Source organism: Mucilaginibacter sp., from assembly GCF_036568825.1.
GTDB lineage: Bacteria > Bacteroidota > Bacteroidia > Sphingobacteriales > Sphingobacteriaceae > Mucilaginibacter.
Genome location: NZ_DATCRU010000069.1, coordinates 71,118 through 94,881 on the forward strand (window position 1 = coordinate 71,118; position 23,764 = coordinate 94,881).

A 23,764-nucleotide genomic window follows, 5' to 3' on the forward strand; every position below is an offset into this window, starting at 1 on the left:
AAACCGGACAGCACTTCGTTCGGTTTTGGTACAATATTTACTTCTGTTTACTCATTAACATATTGTTTGTTAGCTTTTTATATATTTGGAATGGCAATTGAAGCACTTTGATTGATTTGCATTCCTACACATTCCATATCAACCTGTATGACCTCGCCTCGCTCGGAACAATATTCATCGGGCTAAATTTCGCGTTGCTGTTATGGTTCACCAAAAGCATCAACCGTACTGCAAACCGGTTTCTTGCATTGGCGCTGGTTACGATGATTTTATGGATGATGCGGATATTGGCCATTGACATTCAACTCGAAACTTACCTGCCTCACTGGGACAGGCTGCCGATGCAGTTTTTATTTGCGTTGGGCCCGCTGATCTATTTTTATGTGCGCAAATTAACGCGTCCGGAATATAAACTCAGATGGAAAGACCTGCTGCATTTCAGTCCGATATTGTTGGAGCAGTGCGCCCTTGCATTGGAGATCAAAGAAGGCATCAGGACAGGTACAGCTACCTATGCAACACCGATCTTTCAGCAACTGAACCCGGTGCTACAATTGCTCATATTTATTTCGATCATAACCTACCTGTATCAGTCTTATAGGCTCATCCAAAATTTTTATAGGCGATTACAGCCCGTTCTGATGGATCGTTCTCTTCTTGAGTTCCGATGGCTGCGTCGTTTACTGGCAGCTACTGCGTTGCTGTGGTTGTTATGGATAGCTTATGCGGCGGTCGACTATTTTGGTTATCGTAATCAATTAGGGGTACATTTATATTATCCCTTCTACATCTTCTTCGCAGTGATCATCATATGGACGGCAATGGCGGCTTTCTTAAAACCGCGAGCCGGAATGATGATCCAATCCCAACCAGCTATCAAGCCGTCGCCTGCGGCTGAGTTGAGGGAGAAAGGTGCCTGGTTAAAAAAGGCCATGGAAACCAATTTATATTACCAGGACCCGGAGCTAAGTATAAATTCATTAGCCGAGAAGCTGGGCTTGTCTTCCCGCGAGCTATCCCAAATTATCAATACCGCACTCAGGAAAAACTTTAACGATTTTATTAACGAATACCGCGTTCGCGATGTAGCCCGGAAAATGCAGGATTCAGCTTATGATCACATTACCCTGCTGGGTATTGCGTATGAAGCTGGCTTTAATTCCAAAAGTACTTTCAACCGGATTCTCAAACAAATGACAGGCAAAAGTCCTGTGGAATATAAGCTGGCGCTGAAAAAAGAGTTCCCATCTCGTGATTTGGGACGTCAGCCCCGGTTTGTTGCAATAATTTCGAATCAGGAAACCACGCATAAGTGGTCTGATAAGAAATTAAACCACAATTATATGTTTCGCAATTATTTAAAGATCGCCTGGCGGAATATTACCCGCAATAAGGCATTCTCGTTCATTAATATTTTTGGATTGGGGCTTGGCATGGCCTGTAGTCTGCTCATCATTTTATGGGTTCAGGATGAGCGTAATGTGGATGCATTTCATGTAAACAGGGCAAATATCTACAGCGTTTATGAGCGTGTATTTTCTGAAGGAAAAGTAGAAGCGGGCCGCGCAACGCCCGGGCTGCTGGCAACAGAATTAAAACGCGCCATACCTGAGATCAAATATGCTTCCGGATATTGGGAAGACGAAGAGGAAACCCTATTCAGCGTGGGCGATAAAAACTTCAGCAACATGGGCACCTATGCTGATACAGATTTTTTTAAAATGTTCAGCTACCCACTGCTACAAGGCACGGCTGCCAATGCACTTGCCGCTCCTGACGATATCGCCATATCGCGTAGCATGGCCACCAAAATTTTTGGTAGTCCCCAGGCAGCTATGGGCAAAGCGATAAAGTTTAATAACGCACATTTTTTTACGGTGAATGCTGTTTTTGAAGATTTGCCGGCTAACACATCCCAGCATTTTGATTTTGTTATTAACTGGCAATATTTGCTTAAAGCGGTCGACTGGCTTTCTAACTGGGCAAACCGCAGGCCGCAAACTTATATACAATTGCAACCGGGCGCTGATGCTGCCAGGGTTGATGCCAAAATAAAAAACTTTGTTACCACCTATTTGACCGCGACCTATCGCACAGGCTACCGCGTTGAGCTTGGCCTGCAATCGCTGAATGAGGTATACCTGAAATCGATTTTTAAACAAGGCAAACCTGATGGCGGCCGTATAGAATATGTGAGATTGTTTACCATGGTAGCCTTGTTTATTTTAATAATTGCCTGCGTTAACTTTATGAACCTGGCGACTGCGCGTTCGGTAAAACGCGCCAAGGAGGTGGGCATCCGTAAAACCATCGGAGCAATCCGTTCCAGGCTTATCGTTCAGTTTATCGGCGAAGCGATGCTGCTTACTTTTTTCGCCATCGTCATTGCGCTTATTTTAGCACTCTGCGTAATGCCTTATTTTAACCAGCTTACAGGCAAACATATCGTATTGCCTTTTAACGAATTAAGTTTTTGGTTGGATATTGGGGGACTGCTGCTTGCAACAGGTTTTATTGCAGGTGGCTATCCGGCATTCTTCCTGTCGTCCCTCAATCCGGTAGTTGTATTGAAAGGCGCATTGAAATTCAGCCCGAATGCCTTGTTGTTTCGCAAGGGCCTGGTAGTTTTCCAGTTTGTATTGTCGATCGTGCTGATTATCGGCACACTGGTTATTTCGCAGCAATTGCGGTACATACAAACAAAAAACCTGGGATTTGACCGGGGAAACCTGGTCTATATGCATTTTCCCTATCCCCAGGGGCTGCCCAAAGGGTTTGAGGTATTTAAGCATGAGCTTTCGGTTATGCCCGGTATAAAAGCGGTTGACTTTAGCGCGCAGCCCCCTTCGCACACCAATAACTATACTTATGACCTGAATTGGCCGGGTAAAAATCCCGGTACAAAGGCTTTTGCTATCCGTAACTGGGTTGGGTATGATTACTTCGCGCTGATGGGTATTCATTTTGTAGAAGGACGCGCATTCTCAAAGAATTTTACGACGGATACAACAGGCATCATTATCAATGAAACTGCGCTGAAGATGATGGATCTCAAAAGCCCGCTGGGCCAGCTGGTAACCATTGGCGACCGGCGGCGAACGATCTTAGGGGTAGTTAAAGATTTTCATTTTAAATCACTGCATGAACCCATCGAGCCGCTTATTATGTACCTGGACCCAAACCCTGACTGGGGCTACCTGCTTGTAAAAACTGAAGCCGGCAAAACAAGGCAAGGTGTTGCCAGTATGGAAAGCGTGTTTACCCAATTGGAGAAAAAATTCCCTTTCAGGTGTTCATTTGCTGATGAGGAATACCAAAAATTATACAATGACGAGATGACGGTAGGGAAATTGAGCGACAGCTTTTCGTTTCTGGCCATTTTTATTTCTTGCCTGGGCTTATTAGGGCTCACCATGTTTACCGTCGAGCAACGAAGAAAAGAAATTGGCGTGCGCAAAATAATAGGGGCGAGTGAAATAGGCATCGTGACAATGCTGTCAAAAGATATTGTAAAGCTGGTAATTCTTTCCGCCATTATTGCCACACCGGTTGCCTGGCTGGCTATGAACAATTGGCTGCAAAACTTTGCCTACAGGGTCAGCCTGAACGGTTGGATATTTTTAGTGGCCGGGTTGATTGCAATACTGATCGCATTGGCTACCGTAAGCTACCAGGCCATTAAGGCAGCAGTGGCGAACCCGGTAAAAAGCCTTCGAACTGAATAAGGTATTTAGAATCTTGATTCCTGACTCTATTTTAACTTATCATTAACATTTTGCCAATTTAATATTTTATTAATTTGGAACGACGATTGTGCCAATTGATTTACTTTGAGATCCTATACATTCCATATCACCCTTTATGATGCCGCATTCTTCGGGATGCTGTTTATCAGCTTCACCTTTATCCTGCTTTTAGCGTTCACTAAGAAAGCAAACCGAGCAGCAAACCGATTTTTGGCAATAGCATTGGCTGTAGCTGGGTTGTGGATAGCCCGGATATTGGCGATTGATATTCATCTGTCCGCTTATGCACCTTTTTGGAGCCGATTACCGATGCAGTTTTCGCTTGCACTCGGTCCGCTCATTTATTTTTATGTACTCAAAATAACGCAGCCTGAATATAAATTTGAGCGCAGAGATCTGCTGCATTTCAGCCCCTTATTACTGGAACTAGGTGCTTATGTTTTAGAAATCATACAAAGTATCAGCACAGGTGCAGCAACGTACGATACGCTAATCTTTCAACGATTAAACCCCATATTACAACTGCTGGCATTCGTTTCGGTTACTATCTATCTATACAAATGTCACACACTGATCGAAGGCTTTTATCAACAACAAAAATTTAACGGCGGCGACCGTTACCGGCACGAATTGCGTTGGCTTCATCGCTTACTGATAGGCTTCGGGATGCTGTGGCTGTTATGGACACCATTTGTAGCGATAGACTATTTTTTCTTCAATTACCAATTGGGCGTGCAAGCTTATTATCCCCTTTATTTTCTTTTGGTATTCATGATCGTCTGGATAGCGGCAAGGGCATTTTTAAGAACGGAAGTTAGCGTGCAGCCAGATACAGCAGCAATTTTAAAACCATTATTGCCCGCTGAGCTCAAGCAAAAAGGCACTTGGTTGAAAAAAGTAGTTAAAGAAAATCGCTATTACCAGGATCCGGAATTAAGCCTGGCTTCACTTGCCGAAAAGCTTGACCTGACTACCCATGAATTATCACGGATCATCAACACAGCCCTCAGAAAAAGCTTCAACGATTTTATTAATGAGTACCGCGTTCAGGATGCGGCCCGTAAAATGCAGGACCCCGCTTTTGATCATCTCACCCTGCTGGGTATTGCATTTGAGTCAGGATTCAATTCCCAAAGCTCGTTTAACCGTATTTTCAAGCAGGCGACCGGCAAAAGTCCTGTACAATATAAAAATGAACTGAAAAAAGAGTTCCCAATTTATAATTTGGGAAGTCAGGAACAAATTGCGATGGTAAATTCGTCTTCAGAAACCGCTCCAAAGTGGTCTCGTGAGAAATTTAATCGCAATTATATGTTTAAGAATTATTTCAAAATAGCGCGGCGCAACCTGATGCGAAATAAAGGCTATGCCGCCATTAATATCACCGGACTGGCTGTGGGTATCGCAGTCTGTATGACGATCTTTATCATCATACAATATCAAACCAGCTTCGATGATTTCCACACAAAGAAAGACCGCATTTATCGTGTACTAACCGAATACCATCACGCCGAATCATCAGAAATATCTTATGGAAAAGACCTCCCTTTTCCAATTCCCCTGGGATTGAAAACGGCTTTCCCCCAAATAGAGCAGGTAGCTCCAATTTTTGCCAGCCAGAATGATCAGTTGTTGATAGTTGATCAGAACGGAAATACAGAAAAGAAATTCAAAGAGCAGAGGGGACTATTCTTCACCACGCCTTCGTTCTTTAAAATATTCGATTTCCCGCTAATTGCCGGTACGTATGAATCATTAAAAGACCCCAATAATGTATTCCTTACAAAAGAGATTGCTGAAAAATATTTCGGCGACTGGAAGGCAGCAATGGGTAAAACCATTAAGCTACAGGTAGGCGGCTATATGTTTGAACACGGTACTGATGTAGTAACAGTCTCAGGTATTTTGGCAGATCCGCCTGCAAATTCAGACTTCCAGCTAAAAGTTGTCGTTGCTTATGGCACAAGTTTTACCGGAAACTACCTGGCAAGCTCAACCGACTGGAATAATACGGTATCCGATTATGGCTGCTATATTTTGCTGCCGCCATATACTTCTATCGATAATTTTAATCAACAATTGGCAGCCTACTCGCGAAAGGTGGAATCTGCAGCTAACAGGGATAGTCATATTGCACAGCCATTAAGTGCGGTGCATTATGACGCACAGGTGGGTAACTACAGCAATAAAACCATTAGTCACGAACTGCTTAATGTATTGTGGGTCATCGCGGCATTCATCCTGTTAATTGCTTGTGTAAACTTTATCAACCTTTCCACTGCGCAGGCCGTTAACCGTGCAAAGGAGGTCGGTGTACGAAAAGTTTTGGGAAGTAATAAATCTCAATTACAAACACAGTTCATCGTCGAAACATTTTTGATAGTGATCATTGCTGTACTGCTTGCCGCGGGTATTACTATGGTTGCGTTACCTTCGGTAAGTCACCTTCTGGAACTTTCGCTTTCATTTAATATCTTCAGCAACCCGGCAATTATTTTATTCCTTCTAACAGTAACGGTTGTTGTAACTGCGCTCGCCGGTTTTTATCCTTCCATTGTTTTATCCCGGTTCAATCCTGTTAACGCTTTAAAGAGCAAACTCGCATCGAATACAAACGGAATTTCATTGCGGAGAGGGTTGGTCGTCTTTCAATTTATCGTTGCCCAGGTGCTCATCATCGGGACGCTGATCATTGTAAAGCAGATGAATTATTTTATGGATCAACCCCTGGGATTTGATAAGGATGCCGTTATAAATGTGCCTTTCCGTATTGATACCATGCTCACGAGCAAGCTGGATTATGTAAAGAGACAGTTATTATCGCTAAACGGCGTGCAAACGGTAAGCCTAAGCGCCAATACCCCGGTTGAAAATGGTAACGATACCTGGAGCACCATAAAATTTGACCATGACGTAAAAGAGTCGGATTTTAAAGTAATCACCAAGTTTGCCGACGAAGCATATGTGCCCACTTATAAACTGCCCCTGATAGCCGGAAAGAATTTGCAGCCATCGCAAATGACAAAAGAGTTTTTAGTAAACGAAGCACTGCTGAAAAATCTGGGCATAAAAAAGCCGGAAGACATAATAGGTAAAGAATTGAGCATATGGGGCGGTGTGATAAAATGTCCGGTTGTTGGGGTATTGAAAGACTTTAACGACCGGTCTTTCCGCAACGAGGTTGCACCATTGGTTATTACCCAGGACGCTGCAATGTACAACCAGCTCGCTATAAAACTGGCCACCACAAACATGTCGTCTACCCTGCAAGCGGTCAAAAAAATATTTGATCAAACCTATCCCGATTTCGTTTACGATTATAAGTTCCTTGACGAAAAAATTGCAGGCTTTTATAAACAGGAAAACCAGCTATCGCAACTGTATAAGATATTTGCCGGCATTGCCATATTCCTGAGCTGTTTGGGATTGTATGGTTTAGCCTCATTCATGGCCGTGCAGCGGGTAAAAGAAGTGGGCATCCGTAAAGTACTCGGCGCCACCACAAGCAATATCGTATACCTGTTTTCAAAAGAATTTATCATACTCATTGCCGTTGCCTTTGCCATTGCCACGCCCATTGCCTGGTACTACATGCACCAATGGCTGCAGGACTATGTTTATCGCATCCACGTCAGCTGGTGGCTATTCGCTGTTGGTGGACTGGCTTCAATAATTATTGCACTTGCCACCATCAGCTTCCAGGCAGTAAAAGCAGCACTGGCGAATCCGGTGAAGAGCTTGCGAAATGAATAACTAATATGAGTTGTATTGGTTTGACTGGTTGTATTAGTTGAAGTAGTTAACCAATTCAACCAATACAACTGCTACAACCAATATAACCAAAGCAGGGTGACTGGTGGGGTAGCTAAAGAACTTAGGTCTCCAAATATGAGATCCTGAGGTTTAGTTGAAACACGCAAGTGGTGCGTTCCGGGGTGAGATACGGAACGCATTTTTTTGTTTGAGTTCTTATTCGCATAGTAACTTTAAGTTTAGGTGAACAGGCATTTAAATTAATCTCTAACCAGCAATGGTGTAACTGACTGATCTGTCTTTTCAATTTTCTGTTCAGGTTTCTCCTCTTCCGGCGAATGCAAGAAACGCAGCAGTGCCCAGGCTAAGCATGAAAGTGCAAGTGTCACTATCAAATTTTTAGGATGTTGTACAGTGCTTGATTTCATAGTTCATCCTTTTTAAATAACGGATGCAGGCTTACTTGCGCAGCAATGCTTTGCATTTCTTGTCCGGTGAAGGCGCCTGCACCTTCAAAATCAAAATCAGTTTCGTCGCGTACGGTGATGGTCCCAAGGCAACTGTCAACGGGCAAATCAACGTTTCGTGGCCGTTCATGTTCAAACCAATCCTGTACAGGGTCCAGTGCATAAATTTTAAAGGTATTTGGCTGCTCTTGCGGTTCCAGGCAAAGGCCGCGTTTACTTTGCCCGATAGTTATTTCCAATGTTTCCATGTTTGCGTCTGATATTCTTCCTTCATACTTTTTGATAACACTTTAATTGTGAGATGAGTTTCGCAGGAAAATACTTATTTGTTTGCCGTAAATACGCGTTAATCAACCAGGCCGGCGAGCAATGGATATCGGGTAAAAATTTAATTGGATAGAGGATATATTTTCTCACATGATAAGAATAAAAAAAGCCCACCGGAGTGGGTCTGTGGAGAATATCGGAGCCGAACCGATGGCCTCATGCATGCCATCAAGGAATTAACAGGCTTAAGGCAGTAATGACACTTGCTGGTAATTTTTATGTGTTCAATTAATTCAACTTCTGCTGACCAGGTTTAGAAAAATTGATCTTCGACTCGTTGGCCATTATGATATATGCTTTGAAGTCATCGACAATTTTCAGCATATGTTCCTCATTAGCCGGTATAGGTTGCGTAATACCCTGGCTCAATTCAACTGTTTCTTTTTCGAATATCAATAGCGCCTTGCCCGATTCGACGATCAGGAATGCATCGGATGTTGCGGTGTGTCTTGGCATACTATGGCCCGCGGCAAACTCCACCTTAACCACCTTATAGTGATCGGTTACCTGTAGTTGTTTCATATAATTAAATTTTAATTTCCTTTTTCAGGCGATTGTTAACTTTCGCCAGCCGCCTGTTACTTCCTTCCATCCGATAATGAAGAGGGTGGGTACCTTCAGAATTTCAAGGATAATGTACCACCAATGCATGTCCGTATCCTGTTGCTGATGCCCGGCTATGTATTGGGTAGCCCGGGCATCGAGCATCGGCAGTAACCAAAAAGTCTCTCCCAGCAGGATAATGCAAACAACAAAAACACAGAACATTACCAGCGCACGGGGACGACTAAATAAGCAGGTGCACAAAACAATCAGCAACAATCCCCACTCACACTTATTCAGCACTCCAAAAACAATCCTTCCTATCTGCACACCCTGTACTATGGTAATGCCCGGTGCAGTAAATTTCAGTGGCGCTTCCATAAAGCTGATGGCCATGAAAAAACCCAACCAAAAAATCGCGGCAATCTCCCTGATAACAGGCACTTGTTGTTTGTTCATTTAATACCGTTTAAACTATTGTAAAACCAGAACCGTTTCTCATCCTGTCCAGCTTGCTCATAAACATGGTTGCCATTATTCCGGCCTTTTGCTTAGCTTCCAATGCTACAGGCCCTGCAAAATTTGCATCAATAGTTTCCCCGAACAGTTCCAGCCATCTCCCAAAATGTTCTTCAGCAATTGGCAACGGTGCATGCTTCGCAAAAGGATTACCCTTAAACCCCGGCGCGCCAAACAGAACAGCATTCCAGAATGCATACATTTTATCTAAATGCGGCTGCCAGTCGGCGATCACATTTGCGAAAACAGGACCGATCAGGTTGTCTTCACGGACCTTGTTATAGAATTCGTCCACAAACAATTGTATATCTTCTAAACCCGCTATGTCTTTCATAATCTATTTAGTATATAAATACCTTTTTGTCCTTTATTGGGATAAAATTTTTTATTTCTTTAACACTGCTATACCCAGGTTCAAGTCCTCATTAAACTCACCGATCTTCGTTGTTTTAAGCAGATCCTGTATCTGGTTTCGGATAGACTTGAAATCGTGATGTATAGGACATGGGTTATCCTCCGAACAATGCTCCAAACCCAAGCCACACCCGGTAAATATACTGTTGCCATCCACCGCTTCAACTATAGCCGACAAAGGCATATTTAAAATTACATCATCCACATAAAAGCCGCCATTAGGCCCTTTGGCTGATTGTATTACGCCTCTTCTGCTCAGGTCCTGTAATATTTTGGCAAGGAAGTGCTCAGGGGAATCAATTCCGGTTGCAATTTCCTTTATGCCAACGCGGCCGCCTTCGGCAGTTTTGTGGGCGATAAAAAAAACCGCCCGCATCGCATATTCACATGTCTTTGAAAAAATCCCCATCTGTTTATGGGACAAAGATAGCACAATTGTTTTAAATAAAAGAGTTTTTTATCTTTTATTTAAAGCGATTTCTGATACCATGCCGGACTTGACAAAACGATCAGGTTTTTACGGTTTATTTCAAAGCAGCCAGAGTAATATTGGCAACATCGTTCAGTGCACTTTTATCGGCTCCTGAACGAACAATTACCCGCAATGCATTAATGCCTCCGAAAAGAAAACGGGCATAGGCGCGGGCAGTGTTTTTAGTAGAAAACTGCCCCAGCCTTTGCCCTTTTTCTATAATAACGGTTAGGGCATCTTCGACACTTTGGTTATTTGCGCGCACCAATGCTCCGATCTCCTGGTCCTGTCCGGCAATTTCAACCGCGGTATTTACCATAAAGCAGCCCCTTAACACCGTATCTTCACAGCTTTCTTTTACCAGATCGTCAAAAACTTTTTTGATAGCTTTTTCAGGATCGTCTGCTTTAATCAGCATATCGATCATGGCATTGGTCTGCTGTTCCTGGTATTTTTTGAGTGCTTTTTCAAAAAGTGTTTTTTTATCCGAATACGTATTATACAGGCTCGAGCGGTTGATCTTTAGCTCATCCACCAGATCCTGTGCAGATGTAGCATTATAACCTTTCCTCCAGAAAAGGTTGGTCGCCTTTTCGAGCAGTTCATCTTCATCAAATTCCTTTTTGCGTGCCATAGTTCCCTCCGCACAAAAATACACATCCCACATCAATTGGTTTTTAATTGTGAGATATGATAAATAAACCCATACCCAAAACCAGGGGTTTTGGGTATGGGCAATTCAATCAATATACTACTGCGTTTACGGTTAAACCGCCATCGGCAACAATTTCTGTTCCGGTGATAAATGAAGAATCATCTGAAGCAAGGAAGCGAACCACATGTGCGATCTCTTCGGCTTTGCCAAAACGGTTAAGCAATACTTTTTGTCCCAATATTTCGCCAAAGCCATTTACCTGTTCCTGGCTTAAACCCAATTTGCCATAAAGTGGTGTTTCAATAGGGCCAGGAGAAACTACATTTACACGTATCTTACGTGGAGCAAGTTCACGGGCGAGAACTCTATTAAATGATAAAACAGCTGCTTTGCTGGCTGCATATACGCTACTATCGGGCATACCTAAAACAGCATTTACAGAGCCATTGAAGATGATCGAACCGCCATCATTAATAATTGGAAGAAATTTCTGAACGGTAAAATAAAGGCCTTTGAAATTTGCATTCATTATTGAGTCAAAATGTTCTTCGGTAGCGCTTTCAACAGGGCTAAAACTTGCATAACCGGCGTTCACAAACAACACATCTATTTTCCCATACTTTTCCTTAACATCCGCAGCCAGTTGACTGATCTGATCGATTTTGCTTTGATCGGAAACAAATCCTGTCACACCAAGTTCGGCAACTGCTTTGTCAAGTGATTCTTTATTGCGGCCTGTAATAACAACTTTAGCCCCTTGTTGAGCCAATTCTTGTGCTGCTGCATAACCTATGCCGCTGTTACCTCCTGTAACTACGGCTACTTTATTTTCTAAGCTTTTCATTTTTGATTGTCTTTTGATGATTGACGATACAAAGATAATAATTTTGAAACGATCGTTTCAAAATTATTATGTAATCTTTTGGTCATTTCATAATTTAAAGCTAATCAGCTAATAGCCAGCAATCCCAAATTTTGCAAAAAGGGGTTCAAAAAGCTTGCCCTACGGGCTGGTATAAAGGACAATGCCATTAGCTTATTTAAATGAAATGCAGAGAGGCTTTTGAATCATAACTGGTCCCATCTATATTTTACAACTGGTCCGCTAAGGCACCTAAATCACGGTATAATTTTACCCCGATAAAAAATTTCCAACCATAACATTACAATTATGTCCAACGCTGTCATTGACACGATACTGAGCCGCAGTGCCGCAAAGTACTACGACCCTGCTGCTACCTTGAGCGACGACCAAATCCGCAACCTGGTGCAGATTGGCACTACTGCGCCGACTTCTTTTCACTTACAAAACTGGCGTTTTATCGCTGTCCGTACGCCTGAAGCGAAAGCGAAGCTACGCCCGATTGCGTGGAACCAGCCTGCAATCACGGAAGCAGCTGTCACTTTTATAGTGGTTGGCCAACTGGTGGATACCAGTGTGATACCAAGCCGCCTTGAGCCGTTGGTTGCATCCGGTGTAATGCCGGAAAGCATGGTGCCGGAATGGGAAATTCCTGCGCGAGACCTATACATGGCCTACCCTCAGCGCCGTCGCGATGAAGCTATACGTACTGCTACGTTCGGTGCTGCGGCTATCATCTACGCGGCCCGCTCATTGGGCTGGGGTTCCACACCGATGATCGGGTTTGATTTTGACGCTGTAGCCAGCGAGTTCGGACTAGCCGAAGACGAGGTACCGGTTATGCTATTGTCAGTAGGACCGGAGCGCCCGGGCAACTGGAAGCAGAAACCCCGCCGCCCGGTTGAAGAAGTCCTGGATTTAGTATGATTATTAAAAAGCAAAACGAAAGACCCTGCAATGCCCAGAATAGAAGCACTTACACCGGAGCAAGTACCGGCAGATTCAAAACCAACACTTGATGCGTTTACCAAAAACATCGGTTTTACTCCAAATATGATGGCGACCTTTGCAGCGAGCCCGATAGGGTTCAACGCCTGGGCGGCCCTGTTCGGCATCATGAGCAAAGCGCTTGATGTGAAGACACGAGATAGCATCGGCCTCGCCGTCTCTGAAGTCAATGGCTGCAACTACTGCCTGACTGTTCATAGTTATACGGCTAAACATATGGCTAAGCTTGAGGCCGATGAGATCATTCTGGCCCGAAAGGGTCATTCGACTGATCCGAAGCGTGATGCTGCCGTTCAATTTGCAAAAAGAGTGATCGAAACCCGAGGTAAGGTCAGCAATGCCGATCTTGCTGCAGTACGGGATGCCGGCTACTCCGATGCAAATATTATCGAGATTGTTGCGTTGGTGGCGATGTATTCGCTGACTAACTTTGTCAATAATGTGTCCGATCCCGAAAGAGATTTTCCGCCCGTGCCGCATGCCGGCTCGATCTGATCCGCAAAGGCAATTCCGGTAACGCGCAAACGTTTTTTAAGTGTTAACTCAAAAGAATTATAACAAAAATATACAGTAACATCATTTTATTAAGCAGGTGTTTCTGATCAAACAAAAAGGAGGTATATGATGAAAGCAATTGTTGTAACAGACCAAAATGCGGGATTAGCCGGAATGAAACTGGTGGACTTGCCCGAGCCGCAGGCAGCGATAAACGATGTTGTCGTTCAGGTCTATGCGGCCAGTATTACCGGCGATGAGCTGTCATGGCCGTCCACCTGGATAGACCGCACAGGGCGTGACCGGACGCCTGCTGTTCCCGGCCACGAACTGGCCGGCGCGGTAACAGCGCTTGGCTATGGCACAACGGGCTTGTCAGTGGGGCAACGGGTATTTGGCCTCCAGGACTGGTACCGCAATGGTTCATTGGCAGAATACGTGGCTATTGAGGCGCGCAACCTGGCACCGCTGCCGGACGATGTCGACTTCAACGATGGCAACGCGCTCGTAATGCCGGGCCTCACTGCCTGGCAGGCACTTTTTGATCATGGGCAGCTTAAGTCGGGACAAAGGGTTCTCGTGCATGGAGCAGCGGGTATCGTTGGTTCGATGGCTGTCCAACTTGCGCGGCAGGCGGATGCGTATGTGATCGGCACCGGGCGCGCAGCTCACCGCGAAGCTGCGCTCGGTTTCGGTTCAAATGAATTCGTCGACCTGGATACGGATGCCTTAGAAAATATTGACAAAGTTGATTTGGTTTTTGATGTCCTCGGCGGAGATATCGCGAAACGCTCTTTGGGCGTGATCCGCGCCGGAGGAAGGTTTGTCGGCATTACCGGCTGGAATGAGGAGCAAGCCGAAGGCGTGCTGAATATCGATTTTGTTGTAGAAGCCGATCGCGCACAATTGAATGAGATCGTTAAGAGGTTCCGGGAAGGACGTTTGAAAACGAATACCGGAAGCGTGGTTACTCTTGATAATGCCATCGCCACCTATAACTCATCTGGTCGCGTTAAAGGTAAAACCATTGTCCGCGTTCGCTCATAAAGACTCAGGGGGCCGGATAACTCCGGCTCTCTTCCCTGGTCCCTTCACCGGTTGACAACTGGTACCTGAAACTTTAAAGGGCCGGTTTTACCTTTGCCTAAAAATTTAAACGGATGAAGAACGCGTCTGGAATAGCCCAGCTTATTTTAAGACTTGCCCTTGGTGTCGGGTTTCTGATGCCGGTAGCGGACAGGCTGGGTTTAATGGGGGCCCACGGCGCTAGTGGAGTTACCTGGGGAGATTGGCAACATTTTGTGGATTATACACATACGCTGGTCCCGTTCACGAGCAGGCCAATTGCCAATATCATGAGCCTGTTGGCAACCATTGCTGAAGCTGTATTTGGCGTATGCCTCATCATTGGCTTCAGAATTAAAGAAGCTGCTCTGGGTGCGGGTATCCTGACATTGATATTCGGTTTATGTATGGCTGTTTTTGTAGGTATAGGTGCGCCATTCAGCTACCCTGTTTTTGTTTTTACCGGCGGTGCTTTAGTGCTTTCCGGCATCGATCATTATAGATGGAGTATTGATAACTATCTCCGGAACAGGAAGCCGAACTAATTATAAAGTACTAAGAATAGGTTATGGAATGCAAACAAGCTGCCACTAAAACCGATATCGAAATTTGTAAAGAAGCGATCCTTGAATTTCGCAGCAATTTAGATCCGGAAACGGTTGTCGACCAGGTTTTTCAGATGATCAGCAACGAAGGTTTTGAGTTGGCTTTTATTCCCAACGAGGATAATACAAAAGCCGCAGCATTTATAGGCTACCGGAATTTGAACCTGCTACGTACCGGGCCTATGATCTATATTGACGACCTGTTTACATTTTCTGAATTCAGAGGGCGGGGATACGCCGGCGCTTTATTAGATTATGTTGCCTCCCAGGCTGCTAATGCAGGAATAAAAAGCATTCATCTCGATAGCGGCTACGCGCTGCATACGGCACACCGGTTATATCTTAACAAAGGTTACTACCTTGCCTGTAACCATTTTGCCAAAGCCGTTGGTTAATCAGCTGCAGCTATAACCCGATCATTCGTAGCCATTTCGGCTATTTTATGATAAACATCCTTTTTAGACTGCTCATACACTTCCGGATCAAAGGCGCTTCCATTTAAGGCTACCTCCTGTATATCAGTAAGTCCCAGGATCCTGAAAACCGTTTTAAGATATTCAGTTTGAAAATTCATGTGTGCATAATATTCGCCTTGTTCGTAACCTGCGTTTCCCCGGCTAAACAGCAAGTAAACTTTTTTATCCTTCAGCAAGCCTCTGTATGGATTTTGCGGATCATCCGGCCTCATTTTAACGGTTTCATTAGCCCTGATCACCTGGTCTAAATAGGCCTTCAATACGCTTGGGATAGACCAATTATACATCGGCGTGCCTAATACGATCACATCGGCCGCTTTGAGTTCGGCAATATATTGGTCGCTTGTTTTTAGTACATTACTTTCGGCTTCGGTTCTTAGCTCGGCAGGTTTAAATGCGGCCGATATCCAAAGTTCGGATACGTGCGGTATGGGCTCCCGGCCAACCTCACGGTGGCTAATCGTATGATCGGGATTGGCTGCTATCCACCTTTCCACAAATAATCTGGTCATATTCCTGGTAACTGAGCGCTCAGCTCTTGGGCTTGCATTAATGATCAATAAGTTTTTCATTTTTCTGGTCGTTTAATTTAAACAAGGGGTATCCTTGCTATGCGATACGCATATCGCATGGCTGTTCATAATATCCTGCCGATTGTAATATATATTTGTACAGCACAAATTTAAATACGACTGTTCATCGCTTCGGGTACCAGCCTTTTCCGATCAGAGTGACCAGCGTAATTTGATGTCCGATGCTGAAATTTTATATTGATGAAGTATGCTCCCTTTTAAAACCTTATTAAAGATCGACAAAACCAGCCCTGAAGCCGTGTTCAAGCAAATCGCTTCACAACTTGTCCTGTTGATCCAAAAAGGAATATTAATGCCCGACATGCAGTTACCCAGTACCCGCCAGCTGGCGGCGGACCTGGACTTGCACCGTAAAACCATCATGGCGGCTTACAATATGCTGATCGCGGAAGACTGGCTCGTCAGCAAAGAAAGGAAGGAGTACAGGGTATCCACGCTTTTGCCCATTATAAAACCCCGGTCTTATGCAAGTAAAGCTAAATCAAGTTATAAGGCGGAGCCTGCCATTGTTTTTGACAGGCTGGACCATGTGCCTTCGTTTCCCGAATTGTCGGCTGGCGCGAAAGTTATTGTAGATGATGGCTTCCCTTATGTTGATATCTTCCCGGTTGAGCGCGTTTCCTCGGAATACAGACGATTACTTACCCATCAAACCTTAAAAAAATCTAACGCAAGCTGGAACCTTGATGGCAGCCCGGTTTTAAAGAGACTTTGTCGTCCTTTCTGAATGATACCCGCGGACTGAATATAGACTCCGAAAACCTGATGGTTACCCATGGCGCCCAAATGGCCATTTACCTGGCAGCGTCATTGATCATCAAACCGGGTGATAAGGTGTTGGTGACCAGCCCGAACTACTTTTTGGCAGATGCCGTTTTCACGCAGCTTGGCGCACAACTGGTAACCGTCCCGTTAGATGATGAAGGCGCTGATGTTGAAGCCATCGCAGAGGCTTTGGAAAACAATACCATTAAACTGTTATACATTATTCCCCATCACTATCACCCGACAACGGTAACGATGAGTTCTGCGCGCCGGGCTAAATTACTTGAGCTGATTCGAATTCATCGGCTGGCTGTGATCGAAGATGATTATGATTACGATTTTCAATATCAATACAGCCCATATTTGCCGCTGGCCAGCGGAGCGCACGATGGCCATGTGATCTATATCGGTTCGCTTACTAAAGTACTGGGTTCTAACTTCAGGCTCGGCTATATGATTGCAACACGCGGTTTTTTGCAAGCCACTATTAAATTAAAAATGCTAATCGATATGAGGGGCGACGCATTGATAGAAGGAACTATAGCATCGCTGATGCAGAGCGGCGAATTTTCAAGATTTATCATGAAAGCCAACAAGCTGTATAGCCACAGATGCGACTATGCCGCAAGCCTCATCAGCAGCGAACTGAGCCACCTGGTAGAATTTAAAAAACCACAGGGAGGAATGGCGTTATGGCTAAAATTTAAAGAAAACGATCGGCTTACCACCCTCATTCATAAAGTTACCGCTTCAGGACTGCGGCTTATAGGAATGCCCTATTTGAAAAGCGATCATTTACCACATGATGCTTTTCGGTTTGGCTTTGCTTCGCTAAATGAAAAGGAATTAGAATTTGCAGTTGATGTAATTAAAAAAGTTTCGTTAGCAAAATGAAATATGCGCTGGGCTTTCATTTCTTGTTTTATCACGGTTTCAGCAGAAAAGAACAAGGCCTTACAAAATTTTGTAAGGCCTTGTTCTTTCAGTGTGGAGAATATCGGAGTCGAACCGATGACCTCTTGCATGCCATGCAAACGCTCTAGCCAGCTGAGCTAATCCCCCTTTTTTGAGTTTGCAGTTCTCAGTTTGCAGTGTGCACGATCTCTGATTGATGACGGACTGCATACCGCCTGCTGCCAACTGGAAGAGTGGCAAAAGTAACAAAAACTTATACAAACGCAAATTCGGTATGAATTTATGAAATCTGTGTTAAGCAAGTCGCTATTATTAACCCTGGTGCTTATAATTTTTTCGTAGCAAAACCGCTTAAAAACAGTAAAGCCCCTGATGGGCAGGGGCCTTTACTAACCAATTATAAACCTAAATTATGAGAAGACTTTTTTAAAATTTTATGGTGTAAAAGTAACACTAATATTTGAAATGCACTATACACATTTGTAATTTTTTTGTCACTAATTCAATCAACTTCTGTTAACATTAAATTTACACTAAATAAATAATTGAAATTATATAAAATTTGCAATTTTTTGCCTTAGTGTTGTTGTTTTATTTGCGTCAACGATGTAAAAGTAGATAAAAAAACTAAAAAAGCAACAATTTTTTAATAAAATCAGTGAAAAGATAAAATCAACATCAATAAAATCTTAAAAAATTGAATAATTAATTGATTTGGTTCGATTTTATATAATTTTTAGATGATTTTTAAGCTTATATTAAATTATAAATCTTCTTTTGCTTCTTTTTTATTATAAACGACAAATTTATTAATCTTTTTTTGATGAAAAAGCTTAAAAAGGTTAAAAATTGTTAAAGTTTTTGCTTTTGATTGCTGATTTTCAATGATGAATGTCTCTGTCTGAGGCATTTTCATCATTTAATTCATCTATAACGCAAAATTCTGAGAATATTACTTAACACCAACATCTTTCTTCAGATACTTTGTCACATTTGCGCAAAATTCATTTTACCTGCATGACGAACACCAAAAAACTTACACATCCCGAGCTTACTCCTTCCCTGTTATGGGTAATGGCAATTGCAACCGGACTGATCGTTGCCAACCTGTATTATAATCAACCTTTGCTGGACGATATGGCCCGGACTTTTCATGTAGGTAGTGGCAAGGCGGGGCAAGTGGGTGGCTTGACACAGTTGGGTTATGCAACCGGGATGCTTTTTATTGCGCCGCTTGCAGATATGATCCGCCGCAAGCGATTGATCATGGTATGCCTGGCTTTGGCGGCGATAGCATTGGTGTTGGTCGGATTATCTACCGGAATTAATTTGCTGATCGTTGCCAGTTATTTTGTAGGTATATTTTCTCTGATCCCACAGTTGCTGGTTCCGATGACTGCCCATTTAGCTAAGCCCGAAGAACGTGGTGCCAAGATCGGCTTTGTAATGAGTGGCTTATTACTAGGTATATTACTGTCAAGAACCATCAGTGGTTTTGTTGGCGCTCACCTGGGCTGGAGGGCGATGTTTTATATCGCAGCAGGGGTAATGATAGTGATCTGGCTGCTGTTGTTTTTCCTGCTTCCGGAGGTTGAACCCGAATACACCGGAACATACGGTGCACTGATGAAATCCTTGCTTACTTTAATAAAAGAGGAACCCGCATTGCGCGTTGCGGCCATACGCGGTGCTTTATGTTTTGCCTGTTTCAGTGCTTTTTGGGTAACGCTTACTTTTTTGTTACGCGAGAACTTTAATAAAGGAAGCGATGTTGCTGGTTTGTTTGGTTTGGTTGGCGCATTTGGCGCACTTGCCGCAGGATTGATGGGCAAGCTGAGCGATAAAATGGATGCTTATAAACTCTCCACTTTTACTTTATTGCTTATCGTTGTTTCGTTTGTAGTATTTTTCTTTTCTGCACATAGTTTTATTGGGTTAATTATAGGTGTGATCGTAATGGATATGGGCGTGCAGGCAACACATATTTCTAACCAGTCGCTCATCTTTGCTCTTCGGCCCGAGGCGCGTAACCGGATCAATACCATATACATGGTAACCTATTTTATTGGCGGAGGCTTTGGCACTTACCTGGCGGCACAGGCCTGGGCGCATTATAAATGGACCGGCGTATGCATTTTGGGTATCGCTGTGTCCGTCATCGCGGTCGCTGCGCATCTGTTAAGCCACCGGATTGTACAAAAAATCAGGCGCGGTGTATAGTTAAACAGCTAATCCGAAGACGATATTTCGTTATCTCGTCAATTTCCATTTTAGCATACCAATTTCTGTATCAGTATAAAAACTTGCTTCTCTTTTTGTTAGGATGTGATTATACGTCAATATCTCATTTTGCCTCAATTGTGGCATGGAATTGGGATTGATTAAATCATAATTGGCCGATATGATCGATCCAAAGAAAGAAAAAACAGGCAGCGAAGAACAGGAGTGGGAAAACCCACAGGATCCTGAATTGCCTTCTGACGAGCGTGATAAGGAACAAATTATTAGGCAGTATAAGGAGGCAAAGAGACGAAAAGATAATTTGACAGAAAAAGATCATATAGACAGGGAACCAAACGAGGATAATTGACGTATAATATATAGTAACCTAATTAACAGCGTATTATGAAAAGTCATAAGAAAACTACAGCAACTAAACTATTGAGCCGTTTTGATAACGAACTGAAGGCGATCCTGGTGAATGATTTGAATAATAATAAGAGCCTTAAACAGCATTTATTGCATGGCAACCAGCAGGTAAGGTTGCAAGTTCGCTAATACGAATAGATTTCCGGTTTAAAGACATTGATAGCGACAATATTGCATTGTACGCTATTTTTTTGCAGTATATTTTATAATTAGTCCGGCAGTTTTTTCTGAGGCGCCGGGTTTGCCCATTTTTTCGTGAAGCATTTTATAGTTGCCGAGCATCTCGTCACGATAAGTCTTGTCATTTAATATCAAGCCAATTTCTTCGTTGATCTTTTCAGGATTGCAATCCTGTTGGATCAATTCTTTTACTACCAAGCTATCCATTATCAGGTTAACGAGTGAAATGTATTTCACCCGGATCACCATTCTGCCTATGGTAATACTGATCGTACTGCTTTTGTACACCACTACTTGGGGCACATTAAATAAGGCAGTTTCCAATGTTGCAGTTCCCGAAGCTACAATGGCTGCATGGGCAATGTTCAGTAGATCATAGGTCGAATTGAACAACACTTTGATTGGACTGCCCTGCAAATACTGGTCGTAATAAGCCTGGTTAAAAGATGGCGCTCCGGCTATCACAAATTCATACTCTGGCCATTTTTGAGCAGCCGCAATCATATCGGGCAACAACCGACTAATCTCCTGTTTTCTGCTGCCGGGCAATAATGCGATGATCTTTTTATCCGAAAGCTGATTTTTATTGCGAAAGTCAGGATCAGGCTTGAAGGCTGAAACTGCATCCAGCAAAGGATTACCTACATAATCCACTTCCATTCCCCAGTCTTTATAAAAATCAATCTCAAAGGGCAGGATGCAGAACAGATGGTCAACGATGCGTTTGATCCGCAGCACCCGTTTCTGGTTCCATGCCCAAACTTTAGGGGAGATATAATAGCATACCAGGATGTTATTAGCTTTGGCAAACTCAGCAATTTTTAGGTTGAACCCGGGGAAGTCGATCAGTACCAAAACATCAGGTTGCCATGCAGCGATATCTTCTTTGCAGGCCTTCATGTTTTTAAAGATGGTACGCAGGTTGGCTACAACCTCGATAAAACCCATATAGGCCATATCGGCATAATGCTTTACCAAAGTACCGCCTTCGGCCAGCATCAGGTCGCCACCGAAGAAGCGAAATTCAGCATTAGCATCTTTTTCTTTCAGCGCTTTCATCAGATTAGCCCCATGCAGATCGCCGGAGGCCTCGCCGGCTACCAGGTAATATTTCATAGCCGTCAGATGTTGAATTTCCAGGTGTTAATTAAAGGGATGGCATGATGCGCCGTCATATCAAACTGCACCGGAACCACAGATACATAATTATTATCCAAAGCCCAAACATCGGTTTCCTCGCCGGTATCATTTAACTGGAAAACGCCTGTTAGCCAATAATATGGGCGTTTGTGCGGATCCATACGTTCATCAAACTCCTCGGCCCATTTGGCGTTGGCCTGGCGGCATATTTTAATGCCTTTGATATTTGCTCCGTTTGGAAAATTAACGTTGAGCAGGGTAGAAGGGGGTAAGCCGTTTTGCAGAACCTGTAATGCTATTTCCTTTACATATTTCAGGCAGTGACTAAAGTCGGCCTGCAAAGTATAGTCATCTAATGAAAAACCTATAGAAGGTATACTTTCAATCGCCCCCTCAACTGCTGCGGACATGGTGCCCGAATACAATATATTAATAGAGTTATTCAGTCCATGATTAATACCCGAAACACATAGATCGGGCTTTTTACCTTTAAATATTTTGTTTACAGCCAGCTTTACACAATCTACAGGTGTGCCTGAACAGCGGTAGCTTTCAATGCCCTCATAAATGTCCACCTTATCCAGCCGCAGTGGGCTACCGATGGTAATAGCATGCCCCATCCCTGATTGCGGACTATCCGGTGCTACGACTACCACGTTACCAATTTCTTTCATGGTATCCATCAGGCATTTGATGCCTGGAGCGGTAATTCCGTCGTCATTAACAACCAGTATGGTGGGTTTGGCAGATTTCATAATCGCCAAAATTAGTTATATTTGATTATGCTTACTGCTGAAAAGAAGAAATATACTGCTGAGGACTACATGATGTTGGAAGAGGGATCGCCTTTTCAGTTAATTAACTACAATCTTATCATGTCGCCATCACCTACACCGATCCACCAGGCTATCTCATTGCAACTTACGTTGGCCTTGGCACATTTTCTCAGCCAGTCCGATAATCATGGCTACATGGCGTATGCCCCGCTCGACGTGAAATTTGATGAGGGGAACATTATGCAACCTGATTTGATCTATATTGCTTCAGAAAGAAAAGCGGGAATGATCACCAGCGTGATCGAAGGAGCACCTGACCTGATCATTGAGATACTTTCTCCTTCAAATGCCTATTATGACCTTCGCCAAAAGAAAGATATTTATCAGAAATATGGTGTAAAGGAATACATTATTGTTGACCCGATTGCCTTTAATTGTGAACTGTATACGCTGAAAGATGGTGCATATCAGCTTAATCAGAAAAAAGAAAAAAGCGAAATATTAAACTCAGTTTTACTGCCAGGATTAACTTTCGATCTCAGTAAGGTTTTCAACTTTTAAAACGTTAAAAAAAAACATAAACTAACAAAGCCTCATTCTATGAGGCTTTGTTGTTATAAGCTGTTGATCCATTTGACCAGCTCGTCGCGGCTTTTTCCGGTTTTCTGCTGGATTCTTCCGAGCATTTCGTCGTCTTTTCCCTCTTCGTAGGCCAGGTCGTCATCGGTCAGGTCACCGTAGGCTTTTTTAATTTTACCTTTCATCTCATTCCAGCCGCCTTTAATTTGTAATTTATCCATGATGTTTTTAGTTAGATGTATTTGTAGAACACCACTAAAGAACATTTGGTTTGGGCTTGGATAGCTAATTAATTATAGACATACCTTTTCAATACTTTTCGTTCAATATTGTTATCAGGCCAAATTTCAATTCTATAATAATCTTTGCCTTCGTCTTCATCAGGAATAGACTCCGATAAACCCGCAGAATAAATTCTTACTCTATAAGTTTTAGGCTCAATCGCTATACTTAACGCAATTTCGCTGTTAGGGCAATCGATAATTTGCAGGAGCCCGGATTCAATTTTAATTCCTGCTTCAACAACATGATCATATTTGGTATAGTCATTTTGTGAATTATTCTTTGGCAACATCTCTAATTCAGCTTTGACGTGACCATACGATCCGATTCCCACACCCAGTATTCCGTTTCCAATCGCCAACATATCGTTAAACGCTTCTGCTGTCCAAAAATTAAAAGATCCTGCATCATAATCAACCATTGGATCAATGATGTAAAACTGACTATACGCAGTACGGAAATCGAGCGCATGTATCAT

At 43.3% G+C, this 23,764-nt stretch carries 27 protein-coding genes and 1 tRNA gene; 13 read left to right on the top strand and 15 right to left on the bottom strand.

Translation table 11 applies throughout. The features are described 5' to 3' along the window. The first annotated feature begins 107 nt into the window (after positions 1-107). Together VIM89_RS15685 and VIM89_RS15690 are read left to right on the top strand one after the other, a co-directional pair. The gene (locus tag VIM89_RS15685) at positions 108-3,725 is read left to right on the top strand and encodes an ABC transporter permease (protein WP_488157118.1); all 3,618 of its coding nucleotides are present in this window, start codon (positions 108-110) and stop codon (positions 3,723-3,725) included. Positions 3,726-3,830: 105 nt separating this feature from the next. Further along, entirely contained in the window at positions 3,831-7,499 is a 3,669-nt protein-coding gene (locus tag VIM89_RS15690) for an ABC transporter permease (protein ID WP_488157119.1), read from the top strand. A 260-nt stretch (positions 7,500-7,759) separates the two neighbouring features. On the opposite strand, the gene VIM89_RS15695 is transcribed toward VIM89_RS15690, so the two are convergent. The 8 genes from VIM89_RS15695 to VIM89_RS15730 all read right to left on the bottom strand — a co-directional run bounded on the left by VIM89_RS15695 (position 7,760) and on the right by VIM89_RS15730 (position 11,740). Continuing rightward, positions 7,760-7,927, bottom strand: coding sequence for a hypothetical protein (locus VIM89_RS15695; protein ID WP_488157120.1), 168 nt, complete (start codon positions 7,925-7,927; stop codon positions 7,760-7,762). Beyond that, the gene (locus VIM89_RS15700; protein ID WP_488157121.1) at positions 7,924-8,214 is read right to left on the bottom strand and encodes a hypothetical protein; all 291 of its coding nucleotides are present in this window, start codon (positions 8,212-8,214) and stop codon (positions 7,924-7,926) included. The genes VIM89_RS15695 and VIM89_RS15700 overlap by 4 nt, the downstream gene beginning before the upstream one ends. Positions 8,215-8,521: 307 nt before the next feature. Further along, positions 8,522-8,815: a cupin domain-containing protein gene (locus tag VIM89_RS15705; protein WP_488157122.1), complete on the bottom strand. Its 294-nt coding sequence runs from the start codon at positions 8,813-8,815 to the stop codon at positions 8,522-8,524. Positions 8,816-8,839: 24 nt separating this feature from the next. Next, entirely contained in the window at positions 8,840-9,295 is a 456-nt protein-coding gene (locus tag VIM89_RS15710; RefSeq protein WP_488157123.1) for a hypothetical protein, read from the bottom strand. A gap of 10 nt (positions 9,296-9,305) precedes the next feature. After that, entirely contained in the window at positions 9,306-9,689 is a 384-nt protein-coding gene (locus tag VIM89_RS15715) for a group III truncated hemoglobin (protein WP_488157124.1), read from the bottom strand. Positions 9,690-9,740: 51 nt separating this feature from the next. Beyond that, positions 9,741-10,178, bottom strand: a complete 438-nt coding sequence (locus VIM89_RS15720; RefSeq protein ID WP_488157125.1) for an RrF2 family transcriptional regulator — start codon at positions 10,176-10,178, stop codon at positions 9,741-9,743. Positions 10,179-10,293: 115 nt separating this feature from the next. Then, the gene (locus VIM89_RS15725) at positions 10,294-10,875 is read right to left on the bottom strand and encodes a TetR/AcrR family transcriptional regulator (RefSeq protein ID WP_488157126.1); all 582 of its coding nucleotides are present in this window, start codon (positions 10,873-10,875) and stop codon (positions 10,294-10,296) included. Between the two features lie 109 nt (positions 10,876-10,984). After that, positions 10,985-11,740 (bottom strand): SDR family oxidoreductase, encoded by a 756-nt coding sequence (locus VIM89_RS15730; protein ID WP_488157127.1) that lies wholly within the window; start codon positions 11,738-11,740, stop codon positions 10,985-10,987. A gap of 327 nt (positions 11,741-12,067) precedes the next feature. Between VIM89_RS15730 and VIM89_RS15735 the strand changes: the two genes are divergently transcribed. The 5 genes from VIM89_RS15735 (at position 12,068) to VIM89_RS15755 (ending at position 15,326) form a co-directional block, all read left to right on the top strand. Further along, positions 12,068-12,685 (top strand): nitroreductase family protein, encoded by a 618-nt coding sequence (locus VIM89_RS15735; RefSeq protein WP_488157128.1) that lies wholly within the window; start codon positions 12,068-12,070, stop codon positions 12,683-12,685. A gap of 30 nt (positions 12,686-12,715) precedes the next feature. After that, positions 12,716-13,261 (top strand): carboxymuconolactone decarboxylase family protein, encoded by a 546-nt coding sequence (locus VIM89_RS15740; RefSeq protein ID WP_488157129.1) that lies wholly within the window; start codon positions 12,716-12,718, stop codon positions 13,259-13,261. 126 nt (positions 13,262-13,387) lie between these two features. Then, positions 13,388-14,308, top strand: coding sequence for an NADP-dependent oxidoreductase (locus tag VIM89_RS15745; protein ID WP_488157130.1), 921 nt, complete (start codon positions 13,388-13,390; stop codon positions 14,306-14,308). A gap of 113 nt (positions 14,309-14,421) precedes the next feature. Then, positions 14,422-14,871, top strand: coding sequence for a DoxX family protein (locus tag VIM89_RS15750; RefSeq protein WP_488157131.1), 450 nt, complete (start codon positions 14,422-14,424; stop codon positions 14,869-14,871). Between the two features lie 23 nt (positions 14,872-14,894). Further along, positions 14,895-15,326 carry a GNAT family N-acetyltransferase gene (locus tag VIM89_RS15755; RefSeq protein ID WP_488157132.1) on the top strand — a complete coding sequence of 144 codons (432 nt, stop codon included), beginning with the start codon at positions 14,895-14,897 and terminating at the stop codon, positions 15,324-15,326. Here VIM89_RS15755 and VIM89_RS15760 read toward each other — a convergent pair. Next, positions 15,323-15,979: an FMN-dependent NADH-azoreductase gene (locus VIM89_RS15760; protein WP_488157133.1), complete on the bottom strand. Its 657-nt coding sequence runs from the start codon at positions 15,977-15,979 to the stop codon at positions 15,323-15,325. The two genes, VIM89_RS15755 and VIM89_RS15760, sit on opposite strands and share 4 nt — an antisense overlap. A gap of 208 nt (positions 15,980-16,187) precedes the next feature. Between VIM89_RS15760 and VIM89_RS15765 the strand changes: the two genes are divergently transcribed. Next, a complete protein-coding gene (locus VIM89_RS15765) occupies positions 16,188-16,727 on the top strand; it encodes a GntR family transcriptional regulator (RefSeq protein WP_488157134.1) in 540 nt (179 codons plus the stop codon). Further along, the gene (locus VIM89_RS15770) at positions 16,712-17,659 is read left to right on the top strand and encodes an aminotransferase-like domain-containing protein (RefSeq protein ID WP_488157135.1); all 948 of its coding nucleotides are present in this window, start codon (positions 16,712-16,714) and stop codon (positions 17,657-17,659) included. The genes VIM89_RS15765 and VIM89_RS15770 overlap by 16 nt, the downstream gene beginning before the upstream one ends. A 94-nt stretch (positions 17,660-17,753) precedes the next feature. Here the strand turns inward: VIM89_RS15770 and VIM89_RS15775 are convergent. Further along, a tRNA-Ala gene (locus VIM89_RS15775) sits at positions 17,754-17,827 on the bottom strand. 616 nt (positions 17,828-18,443) lie between these two features. After that, entirely contained in the window at positions 18,444-18,590 is a 147-nt protein-coding gene (locus VIM89_RS15780; RefSeq protein WP_488157136.1) for a hypothetical protein, read from the bottom strand. Positions 18,591-18,697: 107 nt separating this feature from the next. On the opposite strand from VIM89_RS15780, the gene VIM89_RS15785 reads away from it, so the two are divergent. From VIM89_RS15785 to VIM89_RS15795, 3 genes are all read left to right on the top strand, one after another. Continuing rightward, the gene (locus VIM89_RS15785; RefSeq protein ID WP_488157137.1) at positions 18,698-19,900 is read left to right on the top strand and encodes an MFS transporter; all 1,203 of its coding nucleotides are present in this window, start codon (positions 18,698-18,700) and stop codon (positions 19,898-19,900) included. Positions 19,901-20,081: 181 nt separating this feature from the next. After that, entirely contained in the window at positions 20,082-20,270 is a 189-nt protein-coding gene (locus tag VIM89_RS15790) for a hypothetical protein (RefSeq protein ID WP_488157138.1), read from the top strand. 35 nt (positions 20,271-20,305) lie between these two features. Next, positions 20,306-20,458 carry a hypothetical protein gene (locus tag VIM89_RS15795; protein WP_488157139.1) on the top strand — a complete coding sequence of 51 codons (153 nt, stop codon included), beginning with the start codon at positions 20,306-20,308 and terminating at the stop codon, positions 20,456-20,458. A gap of 54 nt (positions 20,459-20,512) precedes the next feature. Here the strand turns inward: VIM89_RS15795 and lpxB are convergent, their stop codons facing one another. Both lpxB and surE read right to left on the bottom strand, forming a co-directional pair. Beyond that, complete coding sequence (gene lpxB, locus VIM89_RS15800; protein WP_488157140.1) at positions 20,513-21,625, bottom strand: lipid-A-disaccharide synthase; 1,113 nt, start codon at positions 21,623-21,625, stop codon at positions 20,513-20,515. Between the two features lie 5 nt (positions 21,626-21,630). Next, a complete protein-coding gene (gene surE / locus VIM89_RS15805; RefSeq protein ID WP_488157141.1) occupies positions 21,631-22,404 on the bottom strand; it encodes a 5'/3'-nucleotidase SurE in 774 nt (257 codons plus the stop codon). A gap of 27 nt (positions 22,405-22,431) precedes the next feature. On the opposite strand from surE, the gene VIM89_RS15810 reads away from it, so the two are divergent. After that, positions 22,432-22,986 (top strand): Uma2 family endonuclease, encoded by a 555-nt coding sequence (locus VIM89_RS15810; protein ID WP_488157142.1) that lies wholly within the window; start codon positions 22,432-22,434, stop codon positions 22,984-22,986. Between the two features lie 53 nt (positions 22,987-23,039). Here the strand turns inward: VIM89_RS15810 and VIM89_RS15815 are convergent, their stop codons facing one another. Together VIM89_RS15815 and VIM89_RS15820 are read right to left on the bottom strand one after the other, a co-directional pair. After that, a complete protein-coding gene (locus VIM89_RS15815; protein ID WP_488157143.1) occupies positions 23,040-23,225 on the bottom strand; it encodes a CsbD family protein in 186 nt (61 codons plus the stop codon). A 68-nt stretch (positions 23,226-23,293) separates the two neighbouring features. Further along, complete coding sequence (locus VIM89_RS15820) at positions 23,294-23,764, bottom strand: hypothetical protein (RefSeq protein ID WP_488157144.1); 471 nt, start codon at positions 23,762-23,764, stop codon at positions 23,294-23,296.

Coding starts and splice junctions, on each gene's coding strand:
- VIM89_RS15730 (WP_488157127.1), bottom strand. CDS start 11,740: ATGAAAAGCTTAGAAAATAAAGTAGCCGTAGTTACAGGAGGTAACAGC.
- VIM89_RS15705 (WP_488157122.1), bottom strand. CDS start 8,815: ATGAAACAACTACAGGTAACCGATCACTATAAGGTGGTTAAGGTGGAG.
- VIM89_RS15710 (WP_488157123.1), bottom strand. CDS start 9,295: ATGAACAAACAACAAGTGCCTGTTATCAGGGAGATTGCCGCGATTTTT.
- VIM89_RS15725 (WP_488157126.1), bottom strand. CDS start 10,875: ATGGCACGCAAAAAGGAATTTGATGAAGATGAACTGCTCGAAAAGGCG.
- VIM89_RS15785 (WP_488157137.1), top strand. CDS start 18,698: ATGACGAACACCAAAAAACTTACACATCCCGAGCTTACTCCTTCCCTG.
- VIM89_RS15695 (WP_488157120.1), bottom strand. CDS start 7,927: ATGAAATCAAGCACTGTACAACATCCTAAAAATTTGATAGTGACACTT.
- VIM89_RS15750 (WP_488157131.1), top strand. CDS start 14,422: ATGAAGAACGCGTCTGGAATAGCCCAGCTTATTTTAAGACTTGCCCTT.
- lpxB (WP_488157140.1), bottom strand. CDS start 21,625: ATGAAATATTACCTGGTAGCCGGCGAGGCCTCCGGCGATCTGCATGGG.
- VIM89_RS15740 (WP_488157129.1), top strand. CDS start 12,716: ATGCCCAGAATAGAAGCACTTACACCGGAGCAAGTACCGGCAGATTCA.
- VIM89_RS15735 (WP_488157128.1), top strand. CDS start 12,068: ATGTCCAACGCTGTCATTGACACGATACTGAGCCGCAGTGCCGCAAAG.
- VIM89_RS15795 (WP_488157139.1), top strand. CDS start 20,306: ATGAAAAGTCATAAGAAAACTACAGCAACTAAACTATTGAGCCGTTTT.
- VIM89_RS15815 (WP_488157143.1), bottom strand. CDS start 23,225: ATGGATAAATTACAAATTAAAGGCGGCTGGAATGAGATGAAAGGTAAA.
- VIM89_RS15780 (WP_488157136.1), bottom strand. CDS start 18,590: ATGCCTCAGACAGAGACATTCATCATTGAAAATCAGCAATCAAAAGCA.
- VIM89_RS15745 (WP_488157130.1), top strand. CDS start 13,388: ATGATGAAAGCAATTGTTGTAACAGACCAAAATGCGGGATTAGCCGGA.
- VIM89_RS15720 (WP_488157125.1), bottom strand. CDS start 10,178: ATGGGGATTTTTTCAAAGACATGTGAATATGCGATGCGGGCGGTTTTT.
- VIM89_RS15700 (WP_488157121.1), bottom strand. CDS start 8,214: ATGGAAACATTGGAAATAACTATCGGGCAAAGTAAACGCGGCCTTTGC.
- VIM89_RS15790 (WP_488157138.1), top strand. CDS start 20,082: ATGATCGATCCAAAGAAAGAAAAAACAGGCAGCGAAGAACAGGAGTGG.
- VIM89_RS15765 (WP_488157134.1), top strand. CDS start 16,188: ATGCTCCCTTTTAAAACCTTATTAAAGATCGACAAAACCAGCCCTGAA.
- VIM89_RS15810 (WP_488157142.1), top strand. CDS start 22,432: ATGCTTACTGCTGAAAAGAAGAAATATACTGCTGAGGACTACATGATG.
- surE (WP_488157141.1), bottom strand. CDS start 22,404: ATGAAATCTGCCAAACCCACCATACTGGTTGTTAATGACGACGGAATT.
- VIM89_RS15820 (WP_488157144.1), bottom strand. CDS start 23,764: ATGATACATGCGCTCGATTTCCGTACTGCGTATAGTCAGTTTTACATC.
- VIM89_RS15715 (WP_488157124.1), bottom strand. CDS start 9,689: ATGAAAGACATAGCGGGTTTAGAAGATATACAATTGTTTGTGGACGAA.
- VIM89_RS15755 (WP_488157132.1), top strand. CDS start 14,895: ATGGAATGCAAACAAGCTGCCACTAAAACCGATATCGAAATTTGTAAA.
- VIM89_RS15760 (WP_488157133.1), bottom strand. CDS start 15,979: ATGAAAAACTTATTGATCATTAATGCAAGCCCAAGAGCTGAGCGCTCA.